The following is a 12,773-nucleotide window of genomic DNA, read 5'->3' as shown; positions in this document are numbered from 1 at the left end:
CATATGAGTATCGAATTAACTAAGGGTGAAAGGTTCAATCTTTCTAAAGAAACTCCTAATTTCAGTAAAATTGCGATCGCCCTGGGTTGGCAAGTCAGCCAGACAGCACAAAACTGCGACATTGACGCATCTGTTTTTATGTTAGCGGCGGACGGTCGCATTCCTGATGAAAAGTATTTTGTATTTTACAACAATCTGACCTCCCCCGACGGTGCGGTGCGACATTCGGGAGACAACAGGAATGGACAAATAGACGGAGATGATGAGACTGTTTATGTCGATTTGAGTAAAATCAATTCGGCTATTGAGGAAATTGTGTTTGTGGTGACTCTTCACGAGGGACAGGAAAAAAATCAAAGTTTTAGTCAAGTTACAAATGCTTTTATCCGGCTTTACAATTCAGAAACTCTTAGCGAATTGGTTCGGTACAATTTAAATCAGATATTTTCCCAAGAAACGGCTTTAGAATTTGGACGCTTGTATAAGAAGAATGGCGAATGGAGATTTCAGGCGGTAGGACAGGGATATAATGCTGGGTTGCAAAGTTTTGTAGAGAAGTATTATGTTGAGAATGCGGTTGATAAAAGCTCGAATGCTGGTGAGAAGGTTGATGATGCTGAGGTTGTGAGGCGGTTTAGCGATCGGGTGGATAAGCTATTGCGCGAAGAGGCGATCGAGGAGACACCGATTCCAGTATCTAGCGCAGCAGTAGAACAGCCAGTTGCTACTTCTGTGAATGCGGATACTGTGGAATCTGATGCTGACAAAATAACTGATGATTCTAGTCAAAAAAGTCAAGAATCTGCTGTTACTGCTGAGGAATTTTGGAAACGGTATAAAGACGGAGAACGCGACTTTACAGGGATTAACCTAGCGGGAGTGGATCTAAGTGGCAAAACTCTCGACTCTAATGTCAGTTTAAGTCAAGCAAACCTGAGCAGTGCCAATCTAGCAAATGCCAAATTGACTGGCGTAAATTTGATTGGAGCTAACTTGCAATGTGCAAATTTGAACTCAACAAATTTGCAAAATGCTGATTTGATTGAAGTTAATTTAAGTGGCGCTAACTTAACCAAGGTAATATTGTATTCCGCAAGACTAATTCAGGCAAATTTTAGTCAAGCCAACTTAAGCGAAGCAAAGTTAGATAGCGCCAACCTGACTACAGCAAACTTCAGTAGAGCTAACTTAACTCAGGCAAGTCTAGGTGGCGCTAACTTAACAGGAGCCGATTTAAGTCAATCGAAGGTAACTAAAGTTAACCTTAGTGGTGCAAACCTTAGTGGTGTTAACTTAACAGGGGTAAGTTTGACTGGGGTAAACCTTCAAGGAGTGAACCTTAGTGGCATGAATTTGAGTGGGGTAAATTTGACAGGTACAAATCTAAGTTATGCCAAGTTGATTGGGATTAACTTAAGTGGAGCAAGTTTGAGTGGGGCAAACTGTTTAGGCGCTAACTTGGATGGTGCTAACCTCACAGGGGTAAATTTGATTGGGGTAAACTTACAGAGCGTCAATCTGAGCGGGCAAAACTTGAGTGGCTTTAATCTGTCTGGGGTTAACCTACACCGAGCAAACTTAAGTGAAGCAGACTTAAATTCTGCAAACTTGTGTGGGGCAAATTTGAGCTATGCAAACTTAGAGAAAACTAACCTCAAGGAAGCTAAACTGCTTGGAGCAAATCTGGACAAGGCAACACTCACAGGTGCAATTATGCCAGACGGCACAATTCACAAATAAATTCGATCGCCAATAGTAAACAGCAAGGTGGGCAATGTATTGGTGTGAGTTGAACCGAAAGTCCGCCAGGGAATGAATTCCCTGTCTAATAGCAAAAGTCCTCTGAAGAGGACTAATGAGTTGAGTTCTTCAGTCCTCTTCAGAGGACTTTTGCTATGAGGCAGGGGTTTAAACCCCTGCCGTACTGAGGGAAATAGCGTTAAATTGACACCAATGGTGTGCATCGCCCTCCATACAAATAAAGTATAATTAGTATTAAAACTCAAATACATAGATTGTCGATGAATGAATCTGACACAGAAATTATAGAATCTACCCTCAGATGGATGACCGAGTTTGTCGAGTTACCGCATCCCGTTTTCAGCGAGTTACCGATTTGTCCCTTCGCTAAAAAGGCACGCTTGGCTAATCAAATTTTATTCAAAATCGAGCGGTTTTCAGCGCTGACTGAGTTCGATCGCAATTCTGCCATAATGAAATCTATTTATGAATTTTACAATTCGGAATTTGAAATAATGGTAGTAATTAATCCCGAAAAAACTGCAATTAGTGCGCCAGAAACTAAAGAATTGATAGACAAATTGAATAATCAGATTTCAGAGTTGGGCTTGCTGGCTTTTCACATCCATCCCGAAGAAGATTTTAATATTGACGGGCTTCATACTAGGAGGATGCCCTATCCGGGCTTCACTGTTCAAGTAAATTCTAAGCTGAAGCCAGCTTCCGATGCTTTAGAGAAAACTGAATATTACAAAAATTGGACTGCCGAACAACTAAAAAATTTCGGGATTCCGAGAAATTGACGATCGCCCGCCCTCTCCGCGCATCTCTGTGCCATTACAATTAATTCAGCAAAAAATCTTTACACATAAGAAGTCATGCAGCTTAAGTCAACAACCCGCCATATTCGCATATACACCGCCATCCTCGAAGATAACGAACTCGTACCCAGCAACGACCTTTTGACCCTCGACATTGACCCAGATAACGAACTTAACTGGAACGACGAGTCAATCAAACAGGTATATGCCAAGTTCGACCAACTCGTAGACGCTTACGAGGGCGAAGATTTGACCGAGTACAACCTCCGCCGTATCGGTTCGGAGTTGGAACACTTGGTACGATCGTTCCTCCAAAAAGGCCAAATCAGCTACAACCTCAACAGCCGCGCTGTTAACTACAGCATGGGATTGCCTCAAGTTGATTCCAAAGTTCACCTGTAAGGGCGATCGGGCGCTCGGCATTTATGTCAACTTAAGATTGAAACCCATAATAAATGTCGCTTGTAGCTGAGTTTTGATCGCTCCTACTGCTCTTAATCAGGGGAGTACGGGGGAAAAGAGGGTTCTGTTTCGTCTCTCGCTTTGGGGATTGAGGGGGATTTAGACTTGGATACAGAGGAAAGGTGGAGATGGGGAGAATTGGGAAAATCTGCTTTTATTCTTCTTCCTGGTTCTTTCTGACTCCTGACTCCTGACTCCCGGCTTCTTCCTTCTTCCGACTTTGATCGGACTTCTCCCCCGCCTCCCCAGCATCAACCGGAGGACTTGGAACGCGATCGCGTTCCAAAAACTGTTTAACTGCTAATTGGCGGTTGGTCATAAACTGACCCCAAGCGCCGGGAAACAGCCCGTCCAAGGTTTCCACCAGCGCCCAAACCTCAAGATTCATCACTTTGTAATAAAAACTGTGAGAATGTTGAATGCTAGTGAGTATTTCGTCTATTTCAACAGCAGGCAGCAGCTTCGGATCGGGCAAATTCTTAGGAAAGGCGCTGGGTTCATGTGGGGGCATGGTTAAATACTCAACAGCTTGCAGAGGCCGGTCAGTCGATTTTAGATTTTAGATGGACTCCACAGATGAATCTGCGGGCTTGAACTAATATCTAATTTTTTTTGCTCTCCACGACTCCTGTCGGGGGCTGGCAGCGGTCACTAAATGTGAGATGTGAGATTGTCGATTTTATACTTTAGATGGACTCCACAGATGAATCTGCGGGCTTTTATCCGTCTTTGGGCGAGGTTAAATTTAACTTTACTTGCGAAACTATGTCACGAGGCAATTAACACCCTTGGCGAGAAAACCGACAATTGATATTTATTTATACCTGTCGGCTCAGGTGATTTCTACCTAGCTGCATCATACCATTAGAGTTAGTATAAAATCTCAATTCCCTTGAGTGCTGCGATTTCTTCGGAAATTGCCGCTATCAGGAATATGCTGAAAACAGCGTGATTTCAAGCCGATGACGGGGGTGTCGCGCGATCGTCTAACTCTGAAAGCTCCTAGCAAAATTCATCCGGCAGTCAACAAAATGGTAAACTGTTCGTGTCAGTACAAGACATTAAAATCTACCCCTAGACTGGGGGAAAGTCAGATATCACTACGCACACAACAGTGGCAACGTGGTGAGCCCGGGAACCTGAAAAATCAGGAGATTAGGACTGCAAAGTCTTAAGAATCTCCGTCTGTTGAGAAAGCGGGGGTGTCAAATAATCGCCACGTATCAACCCGTCGAGGTTCAATCGCTAAAATAGTTCAGATCAGCACGCTTGCCCAAAGGCGTCAGGAACCCTTATGCAAAACTCTGTGGCAAAACACTACTTATGGGCTTTAGGTGAAGGGATCAAAGGGTGTAAGCCAGGCGATCTGATCGCTGGTCGCTACTTGGTCAAGCGCGATCGACTTCTTGTCGATACTCAACCCGAACACTTGCCGGAACTGCCCGATGAGATTCCGAGTGTTGTCACTCCTTATCTGAGACTGTTTGCCTATCAGTTGCACGTACCTCAAGTATACGGCCTGGTATCGTCCAAGATGAGCAAGCTATCGGGAGATATCTGGCTACTGGAAAACGTGCCTATTTTGAAGGTGACGGAATCTTTAATGCCGGAATTGGCGGACTCCTGGAAAGGAGCTGCAGCGATGCGCCAGCTCAATTGGCTGTGGCAAATGGCCCAGTTGTGGCAGCCTTGTATCGCTCAGGGCGTGGCTTCGACGCTGCTGACTCCGGAACTGCTACGGGTGGAAGGGCAATTGGTGCGGTTTCTGGAATTGCAGCCCGATCGCAAACCGCCTCATTTGTCGCAGTTGGGCAAATTGTGGCAGCAGTGGCTCGAAGATGCTCACCCAACTATTGCCAATTTTTTGAGGCAACTTTGCCAGCAAATGGTTGCCGGTCAAGTCCGCCACGGCGAACAACTGATGGGCCAGTTGGATAAAGCTTTGGCAAAGTGCGGCCGATTTTACGATCGTCACGTTGAAATTGCCACGGGCACGGATGTAGGCAGATCCAGGGCTCACAACGAAGATGCTTGCTATCCGCCCAGCGGTACGCTGTTGGCAGGAAGCCCGGGTGCGGAAGCTTGCGCGATCGTCTGCGACGGTATCGGTGGACAAGACGGCGGCGAAGTCGCTTCGGAAGAAGCAATTGGTGTGCTGCGCGACAAGTTGCAGCAAATGCCCCTACATCAAGCTAATTGGGACCCGTTGAGCCTGACTTCCAAGCTGGAACGGGCGGCTTGTGCTGCTAATGACAAGATAGCCAGTCGCAACGACAGCGAACACCGCCAAGGCCGCCAGCGGATGGGAACTACGCTAGTTATGGGTTTAGCCCACATTCACGAGCTCTATGTCGCCCACGTCGGAGACAGTCGGGCTTACTGGATTACCCGCACCGGATGCTATCAAGTTACTCTCGATGATAATGTGGCTTGCCGCGAGGTGCGTTTGGGCTACTCTCTCTACCGGGATGCTTTGGAACAAGTGGCCGCCGGAGCTCTGATTCAAGCTTTGGGGATTACTTCGTCCAACACTCTGCACCCGACTGTGCAGCGTTTTCCGGTGGATGAAGACTGCGTTTTGCTGCTGTGTTCCGACGGTTTGAGTGATAAAGACCGGGTTGAGGAATGTTGGGAAGCGGAGATTTTGCCAATTCTCGACGGTAGCATTAGTTTGGGTAAGGCGCGCGATCGACTGATTGAGATTGCTAATACTAGAAACGGTCACGATAACGTCACTGTTGCTTTAATTCACTGTCAAGCACATTTGAGGGAAGACGGCAATACTTTTACAGAACTGTCTGTCGCACCTTTAGATACGCCGATCGAACTAATTTCCGATAGCGAGGATTTGCCAACGGATTTGACCGAAAGCACAAGCTTTGGCGAGGGCAATTCTCAAGGAAAAACGCAGTTGTTACGGCAGGAAAAAAGCAAAAGTTTATTTTCGCTGCTGCTGAAAATTTTATTTTTATTAGGGTTGGGGGGTGTATTTGCTTATTTTTTCATCCCTCCGGTGGGTCGCGCGATCGATACTGCCGGGGAGTCGATTTTCGGGAAACGCGGTTTAATTAATGCTGGAAGCACGCCGGAGAAAACAGTTGAATCTGTAGCTTCTCCGGTCAAATCTTTAGAAACCGGCTCGTTTATAGAGATTAAAAGTTCTGCGGCTGGGGAATTGGGAAAAGAGGGCGATCGCTTGGATTTGCGAGGCGCAATCGGTGAGTTGACTGTCAAAGGAACAGTCCCAGCCGGCAGCGTTTTGCAGGTGACAAACAAACAGCTTACGCCTCAAGGCAATTGGCTGGAATTGAAAGTTTGTTCGATTCCTGAAATAGTGCGATCGAACTCTCCCAAACCCGAGTCAAATAAAGATTTTTCTACAGTTTCAAAACCGACACTGAATCCATCTCCCGCTGTGGCAACTCCCACTCCCTCGCCTTCCCCGGTAGTTAAGCCAACAGTTGAAGTAGAAAGCGCCAAGCTGCAACCGGGGGAAATCGGATGGATTCAAGAACAAGCTGCTGTTGATAAGGTACTCTCCAACCCAGCCCCAAACCCTAATCAACAGGGAAAATGCGTTTATCCTGACTCAAATCCCAATGCTAATTAAACTCTCACTGCTAGATTTTGCCGAGGGGATTTGAGTAAGTTTGAGAAAAAGGAAGATACATCTTACTAAAGATAGAGGGATTTCAGGCAGACAGAGACTTGAATAGAAATCAAAGTCCAGCGAGCTGAAGATTTCTCCACTTCTTGATGCGATATCGAACTATGACGAACATCACAGACTATTTCCAGGGAGTTTATGCCGTAAATCTGCCTGAGAGGGAAGACCGACGCCAGCTCATAGTCCAGGAATTAGAAGAAGCAGGAATGCCCCTCACGCCCAATAAGGTTGAGATATTTCCCGCAATCCGCCCCGACGAAGCAGGAGGTTTCCCCAGCATTGGGGCGAGGGGATGCTTTTCCAGTCATGTAGCTATCCTCAAGCAGGCAAAACAGCAGGGGTTGAGCAATGTCCTGATTGTAGAAGACGACCTAGAAATTTCACCAAAGTTAAGAGCACACCAAGCGGTTATCCTCGAACAACTGTGTCAGCAAGAGTGGGATTTCGTCTACTTCGGACACGTCGAAGAGGTTGAAAAAAAGTCTCCTGTCGCCCTCGTGCCCTTTTCTAAGGGCGTGATGACCACTCATTTTTACGCTGTAAATGGCAGGATTTTCGATCGCCTCCTGCGGTTTCTGGAAGAACTGCAACAGCGACCTCCGGGACATCCCGACGGCGGCCCGATGCACATCGACGGAGCTTATTCTACTTTCCGATCTCAAAATCCCGATGTTGTCACCTTGATTGCTTCTCCAAACCTGGGGTGGCAAAGGAGTTCCCGTAGCGACATCTCTCCTAATGCCTGGTTTGACCGTGTACCTGGGGTCTGGCAATTGGCAGGTGCAGCAAGAACAACCAAAGCATGGCTGAAGCGTAGCCTTTCTACTGAATTGAGTTCGAGTTTAAAATAGTTTACTCAACTCGAATCTGTGAGCACAATTGCCCGGAAAATAATTAATACCAAATCCGGGCTTATTACTCCCTTTATGAAGGAGGGGGTTGAAACCTTTTGACCTCAAATTATACACAAATAAAGTCTGCCGCAGTCCGGTGTCAGGGTTCGGGGTGAGGATGTTGGAATTGGCTGGTTTTAGTGTGTTTTGACTTTCAACAGGCTTAATTTTTGTTAATTAACCGCAGAGGACGCAGAGAACTCAGAGAAATAGAGGAAGAGTTTAATAAAGGTTTCAATCGTTTATAGGGATTTAGGAATTTTCTAGCCCCCAAATCTAATATCTCTGTACTGTATGTAACGCCGGCAAAAAACCGCACAGCAATCCCCAATACCTCCTACGCCCCAGATTCGATAAAACCCATCAACCAATTAGCCATCGTCGCCCTGCGAGTCTGTCTGGGCCCGAATTCCCCAATTTTATAGCCTTTAAAGCCCAATTTTTCCTTCAGCAACTGCTTGTTTTCTGGAGGGGTCGATCGAGTCAATTTCACCGTCGCCGGCCTAGAATCGATAAAATCCGGCGGTTCCGGGTACTCTTGCCGCCACTCGGTAGCAACACCTGCACTATTCCACTTACCAGTCTCGGCATCCCAGCGGTAGCCCAGATACTGCCAAACTAGCTGGTTGACGGCAGCATCGTCGATTTCTTCGTTGAGGATAGCCCAAATAGTTTCGTTATTCAGCGGTGGTAATTCAGACATGAGCGCGATCGAATCGGAAATAAAAAAAGTTTAACTCACATTAGATAACATTATCAGGAACGGGCTCTCCGGCCCGTTCCACAAAAAATCATAGGAATTTGTTTGTGGGGAGTAGGGGTTGGGCACGCGAGCCCGCCCAAAATGCCACCCCAAAAAATTAATTATTCAAAATTCCGTCTTTCTCGGCCATCGACAGCATTAAGTCAATCACCCGGCTAGAATAACCCCACTCGTTGTCGTACCAGGAAACAACTTTGAAAAACTTAGAATTCAGTTCAATTCCCGCACCTGCATCGAAAATGCTCGATCGCGCGTCGCCCTGAAAATCTGTCGAAACCACTGCATCCTCAGTATATCCAAGAATGCCTTTGAGTTCGCCGCCCTCGGAAGCTTTTTTCATTGCCTCGCAAATTTCTTTATAGCTAGTTTCCTTGGCCGTTTTGAAAGTAAGGTCAACTACAGACACGTCGGGAGTTGGCACGCGCAAAGCCATTCCCGTCAATTTTCCTTTCAATTCTGGCAATACCAAAGTAACAGCTTTCGCTGCACCGGTCGAAGATGGAATAATATTTTGAGCCGCACCGCGTCCTCCCCGCCAATCTTTTTGGCTGGGGCCGTCTACAGTTGGTTGAGTAGCTGTCATTGCGTGAACTGTAGTCATTAAACCTTCTTCCAATCCGAAGTTATCGTTGATAACTTTGGCAATTGGTGCTAAACAATTTGTCGTACAGCTAGCATTAGAAACAACCGTATCTTTTGCCGGGTCAAATTTGTGGTGGTTGACGCCTACTAGAAAAGTTGGAACTTTTTCCGGGTCTTTTGTCGGTGCTGAAAGTATTACTCGTTTTGCTCCTGCCGTCAAGTGTTTTGATGCGCCTTCAAAATCTGTAAACAATCCGGTAGATTCTACAACATAATCTGCGCCGGATTTACCCCAGGGCAATTCGGCAGGATTTCTAATCGCTGTACAGGGGATAAAATTTCCGTCAACGACAATCCCGTCTGGTTTGCTTTCAACTTCGCCGTCGTAAATGCCGTGGGTGGAGTCGTATTTGAAAAGATAAGCCAGGTTGTCTGGCGAAACTAAGTCGTTAATGCCGACAAATTCGATGTTGGGGTTTTTGATGCCGGCACGCATGACTAGCCGTCCGATGCGACCAAATCCGTTGATGCCAACTTTTAATGCAGCCATGTTTAAACTCCTCTTGAAAATCTCGCTAGTTGATCGGGCGATCGTCTGTGGTGGCTTAGAATTTACCACGCTAACGGATTTTGGCAACTGATTCTTTTCTATCTCTTAAGAATTCTGAATTCTGCCCCGGCTGGGAAGGGCAATTAATGCTGAAATGACCGCTGACTAATGGCTAATGGCTGATTTTTGTCAACTTGTAAAAGTGCTATAATAGACAGAAATTATTTTCAAAATCGCTTTTTTTAAATCAGGCTAAAGTAATAATAAAAAACTTATCCAAAAGCCGAAACGGATTGGCATTCTCACCAGTGGCGATTGTCGGAACCAAAGCCTAGGATGAAAGTCGCAGATACGCGCAAGGACACAGCAATGCCGTGTCCATACACATATGGCGTAGAATCTATAGCAATCCTTGCAGGAGTCGTAAATTTTTTACCCCACCCCAACCCTCCCCTTACTAAGGGGAGGGAGTAAGAAATTCACAAATGATTTAGGATTGCTATATGTGTAGCTCAATTTTTCCTAAGTGGTATAATCACCAATAACTAATCACTACCCGACGCACCTAGTAATTAGCAATTCCACCGCATCTGAAATAAAACACGACCCACCAAATTTATTGAGCACGGGTCTAATGTTTTCTGCAACTGCTGAAACTTGAGCTGGTGAACAAAAAGCAAGCACATAAATGTTATCCAGCGCCGTCATTGATGAATCACGGGAAACGTGATCCCTAGTGCTTTTTCCAGCGACATCACGAATCACCGAATAACCGGGTACGCCAGCTTTGTCTAAACCGTCTAAAATCTTGCCGAGTTCTACTGAGTGGGCTATGATTTCTACTCTTTTGACTGACTCCATCATCTCACCTCCAAAACATATTGATTCCGTATAGATACAGGGGAATGCCTACAATGATATTAAATGGAAATGTCACTGCTAAGGCCGTTGAAATGTAAAGACTTGGATTCGCTTCGGGAACAGTTAGGCGCATGGCTGCTGGTACTGCTATATAAGAAGCACTCGCGCACAATACGGCAAACAGCAAAGTGTCTCCCTGCGGCATTCCGATTACTTTGGCTATTACCAAAGCAATTACTGCGTTGACTATGGGAATTAGGATTGCAAAGCAGATCAGAAAAATTCCTGCTTCTTGCAAATCTTTAATTCTGCTGGCTGCAACCAGCCCCATGTCTAGCAAGAAAAAAGTTAGAACTCCGTAAAACAAGTCTTGAGTAAACGGACTCATAACTTCCCAACCATGTTCTCCTGTCAGTACGCCCATAATTAGGCTGCCAATCAGCAGAAAAACTGAACTGTTTAGGAATGCTTCTTGCAACACTTCTGGCCAAACTATTTCGCGTTTTCCTTCTTCCCCGCCAAATACACTGACTAGAATCAGACCAACTATAATGGCTGGGGATTCCATTAATGCTAGCGCGGCTACCATGTAACCGTCAAAGTCGATCCCCTGTGCTGTGAGGAAGGAGGTTGCGGTGATAAATGTGACGGCGCTGATGGAACCGTAGGTGGCTGCGATCGCGGCGGCATTGTAGGAGTCGAGTTTTACCCTCAGTATGAAAAAAGTATAAATTGGTACTAGCATTGACATCAGCATCGCTGCCAAAATTGTCAGGGCAACTTGCTGGTCAATTCCGCTTTTGGACAGTTCGACGCCGCCTTTAAATCCGATCGCAAACAGCAGGTACAGCGAAAACAGTTTGGGGATGGGCGCTGGAATTTCTAAATCAGATTTGAGAAAAATTGCCAGCATTCCCATGAAAAAAGCTAATATGGGTGGATTTAAGATATTTGACGCGACTAAACTCAAATCCACGATCGTTCACTCCCATTTCTTGCGTTTTTAATATTACTTCCCCAGTAATTGTGGCACGAGAATGGATAAAAAGACCGATCAAACTTTTGACGCGAAATCTCGATCGGGCTAAATACCGCCAAATACCCCAAAGGCGCACAGTGCACACCTTACTCGTTGTAAGGTGTGCACGCGGGCACCCGCAAGCTAAGTATTGTGGTTTAACTAAGCAACTGCCAAATAAGACTCTAGGGCTTCGGAACCACCGATCAACTTGCCGTCGATAAATACTTGCGGCACAGTTGTAGCCCCAGTCATAGCCCGGAGCGATCGAGTTGTGATCTCCCGACCCAAGACGATTTCTTCATAATCCAAGCCATGTTTACTCAGCAGTGCCTTAGCCTTAGCGCAGAAGGGACAGCCCATTTTTGTAAACAGCGAAACTAGCTTCGGCTTGGCTGCTGCGGAGTTGATGTAGTTGAGCATCGTCTCGGCATCGGACACTTTGAAAGGATCGCCCGGTTCATCAGGCTCAATAAACATTTTTTCAACCAAGCCATCTTTTACCAGCATCGAATAACGCCAAGACCGCTTGCCAAAGCCTAAATCTGTTTTGTCTACCAGCATTCCCATGCCTTCGGTAAATTCGCCGTTACCGTCGGGAATTAACGTCACATTGTCTGATTCTTGGTCTTTGGCCCACTCATTCATCACAAAGGTGTCGTTGACGGAAATACAAACGATTTCATCTACGCCGTTTTCTTTAAAAACTTTGGCCAATTCGTTGTAACCGGGGAGGTGCGTTGACGAACAAGTGGGAGTAAAAGCTCCTGGCAGCGAGAACACTACTACGGTTTTACCTGCAAATATATCATCGGTGGTGACATCCACCCACTCGTTGTCTTTGCGAGTGCGAAAGGTGACTTTAGGTACTCTTTGACCTTCTTGGTTCGTCAGCATGATTTTAAATTTTTGGGTACTTGGGTTCAATTCCTTTGCTTTTTATAGCGTACTCATAACGAGTATGAGTTGTCAAGGGCAGGCGAGTTTTTTTCTCGGACTTGGGCGCGCGCGAGATCAGTTCATTGTCTTTGCGACAGCTAGCAGATTTAACTGCCAGCCGGGAAGTCCCTCGGTATATTCAGAGGGGACATATCTGAGCGCTGCGCCCCGTACCCCTTGGGAATTACGCCCGCGTGATGGAAAGAAGCGTCGGATGTCGCGGACGGAAGCCGACAATTATTCTTTTATGTCCCTTGATAATCTGGAAATACTCTGGTAATATATTAGTAAGTGGGGGTGGAACTACCTCACTATAAAAAGCCTTTGTAAAAAAGCAAACAAGAAGCCTGCGGTCTAACGGTACTCCGTTGACCGTCAGGTTTGTTCACAACTTGCTGTTTAAGGATCGCGAATTAAATAACTTACAATTTTAATTGTTATTGTGGGATGGGCGTCCCGCCCGTCCTTTTTGGACGG

Annotated in this window: 11 protein-coding genes; 5 read left to right on the top strand and 6 right to left on the bottom strand. The window is 46.0% G+C overall.

Annotation, left to right across the window (positions count from 1 at the left end; genetic code table 11):
* The first annotated feature begins 3 nt into the window (after nucleotides 1-3).
* The 3 genes from QUB24_RS23305 (at nucleotide 4) to QUB24_RS23295 (ending at nucleotide 2,963) form a co-directional block, all read left to right on the top strand.
* Complete coding sequence (locus QUB24_RS23305) at nucleotides 4-1,740, top strand: pentapeptide repeat-containing protein (RefSeq protein ID WP_333155847.1); 1,737 nt, start codon at nucleotides 4-6, stop codon at nucleotides 1,738-1,740.
* Nucleotides 1,741-2,021: 281 nt separating this feature from the next.
* Nucleotides 2,022-2,543, top strand: a complete 522-nt coding sequence (locus tag QUB24_RS23300; RefSeq protein ID WP_333155845.1) for a hypothetical protein — start codon at nucleotides 2,022-2,024, stop codon at nucleotides 2,541-2,543.
* A 75-nt stretch (nucleotides 2,544-2,618) separates the two neighbouring features.
* The gene (locus QUB24_RS23295) at nucleotides 2,619-2,963 is read left to right on the top strand and encodes an NAD(P)H-quinone oxidoreductase subunit M (RefSeq protein WP_333155843.1); all 345 of its coding nucleotides are present in this window, start codon (nucleotides 2,619-2,621) and stop codon (nucleotides 2,961-2,963) included.
* Between the two features lie 214 nt (nucleotides 2,964-3,177).
* Here QUB24_RS23295 and QUB24_RS23290 read toward each other — a convergent pair whose 3' ends face one another.
* Nucleotides 3,178-3,534 (bottom strand): hypothetical protein, encoded by a 357-nt coding sequence (locus tag QUB24_RS23290; RefSeq protein ID WP_333155841.1) that lies wholly within the window; start codon nucleotides 3,532-3,534, stop codon nucleotides 3,178-3,180.
* Between the two features lie 783 nt (nucleotides 3,535-4,317).
* Here QUB24_RS23290 and QUB24_RS23285 point away from each other — a divergent pair.
* The gene (locus QUB24_RS23285) at nucleotides 4,318-6,633 is read left to right on the top strand and encodes a protein phosphatase 2C domain-containing protein (RefSeq protein ID WP_333155839.1); all 2,316 of its coding nucleotides are present in this window, start codon (nucleotides 4,318-4,320) and stop codon (nucleotides 6,631-6,633) included.
* 161 nt (nucleotides 6,634-6,794) lie between these two features.
* Complete coding sequence (locus QUB24_RS23280; protein ID WP_333155836.1) at nucleotides 6,795-7,541, top strand: glycosyltransferase family 25 protein; 747 nt, start codon at nucleotides 6,795-6,797, stop codon at nucleotides 7,539-7,541.
* A 379-nt stretch (nucleotides 7,542-7,920) separates the two neighbouring features.
* Here the strand turns inward: QUB24_RS23280 and QUB24_RS23275 are convergent, their stop codons facing one another.
* The 5 genes from QUB24_RS23275 to QUB24_RS23255 form a co-directional block, all read right to left on the bottom strand.
* Entirely contained in the window at nucleotides 7,921-8,286 is a 366-nt protein-coding gene (locus tag QUB24_RS23275) for a DUF1823 family protein (RefSeq protein ID WP_333155834.1), read from the bottom strand.
* A 157-nt stretch (nucleotides 8,287-8,443) separates the two neighbouring features.
* Entirely contained in the window at nucleotides 8,444-9,478 is a 1,035-nt protein-coding gene (gap, locus tag QUB24_RS23270; RefSeq protein ID WP_333155832.1) for a type I glyceraldehyde-3-phosphate dehydrogenase, read from the bottom strand.
* A gap of 552 nt (nucleotides 9,479-10,030) precedes the next feature.
* Nucleotides 10,031-10,342: a P-II family nitrogen regulator gene (locus QUB24_RS23265; RefSeq protein ID WP_223300725.1), complete on the bottom strand. Its 312-nt coding sequence runs from the start codon at nucleotides 10,340-10,342 to the stop codon at nucleotides 10,031-10,033.
* 1 nt (nucleotide 10,343) lies between these two features.
* Nucleotides 10,344-11,315 (bottom strand): sodium-dependent bicarbonate transport family permease, encoded by a 972-nt coding sequence (locus QUB24_RS23260; RefSeq protein ID WP_333155829.1) that lies wholly within the window; start codon nucleotides 11,313-11,315, stop codon nucleotides 10,344-10,346.
* Between the two features lie 204 nt (nucleotides 11,316-11,519).
* A complete protein-coding gene (locus tag QUB24_RS23255) occupies nucleotides 11,520-12,254 on the bottom strand; it encodes a glutathione peroxidase (RefSeq protein ID WP_333155827.1) in 735 nt (244 codons plus the stop codon).
* Nucleotides 12,255-12,773 lie beyond the last annotated feature (519 nt).

It is taken from the genome of Microcoleus sp. B9-D4, assembly GCF_036705105.1.
GTDB lineage: Bacteria > Cyanobacteriota > Cyanobacteriia > Cyanobacteriales > Microcoleaceae > Microcoleus.
Note: the sequence above shows the minus strand (reverse complement) of the source record. Positions and strands in the feature narration are given on the sequence as shown.

Excerpts from the sequence above, each read along its gene's own strand:
- QUB24_RS23285 (WP_333155839.1), top strand. The coding sequence starts at position 4,318 with ATGCAAAACTCTGTGGCAAAACACTACTTATGGGCTTTAGGTGAAGGG.
- QUB24_RS23265 (WP_223300725.1), bottom strand. The coding sequence starts at position 10,342 with ATGATGGAGTCAGTCAAAAGAGTAGAAATCATAGCCCACTCAGTAGAA.
- QUB24_RS23300 (WP_333155845.1), top strand. The coding sequence starts at position 2,022 with ATGAATGAATCTGACACAGAAATTATAGAATCTACCCTCAGATGGATG.
- QUB24_RS23305 (WP_333155847.1), top strand. The coding sequence starts at position 4 with ATGAGTATCGAATTAACTAAGGGTGAAAGGTTCAATCTTTCTAAAGAA.
- gap (WP_333155832.1), bottom strand. The coding sequence starts at position 9,478 with ATGGCTGCATTAAAAGTTGGCATCAACGGATTTGGTCGCATCGGACGG.
- QUB24_RS23290 (WP_333155841.1), bottom strand. The coding sequence starts at position 3,534 with ATGCCCCCACATGAACCCAGCGCCTTTCCTAAGAATTTGCCCGATCCG.
- QUB24_RS23255 (WP_333155827.1), bottom strand. The coding sequence starts at position 12,254 with ATGCTGACGAACCAAGAAGGTCAAAGAGTACCTAAAGTCACCTTTCGC.
- QUB24_RS23295 (WP_333155843.1), top strand. The coding sequence starts at position 2,619 with ATGCAGCTTAAGTCAACAACCCGCCATATTCGCATATACACCGCCATC.
- QUB24_RS23280 (WP_333155836.1), top strand. The coding sequence starts at position 6,795 with ATGACGAACATCACAGACTATTTCCAGGGAGTTTATGCCGTAAATCTG.
- QUB24_RS23275 (WP_333155834.1), bottom strand. The coding sequence starts at position 8,286 with ATGTCTGAATTACCACCGCTGAATAACGAAACTATTTGGGCTATCCTC.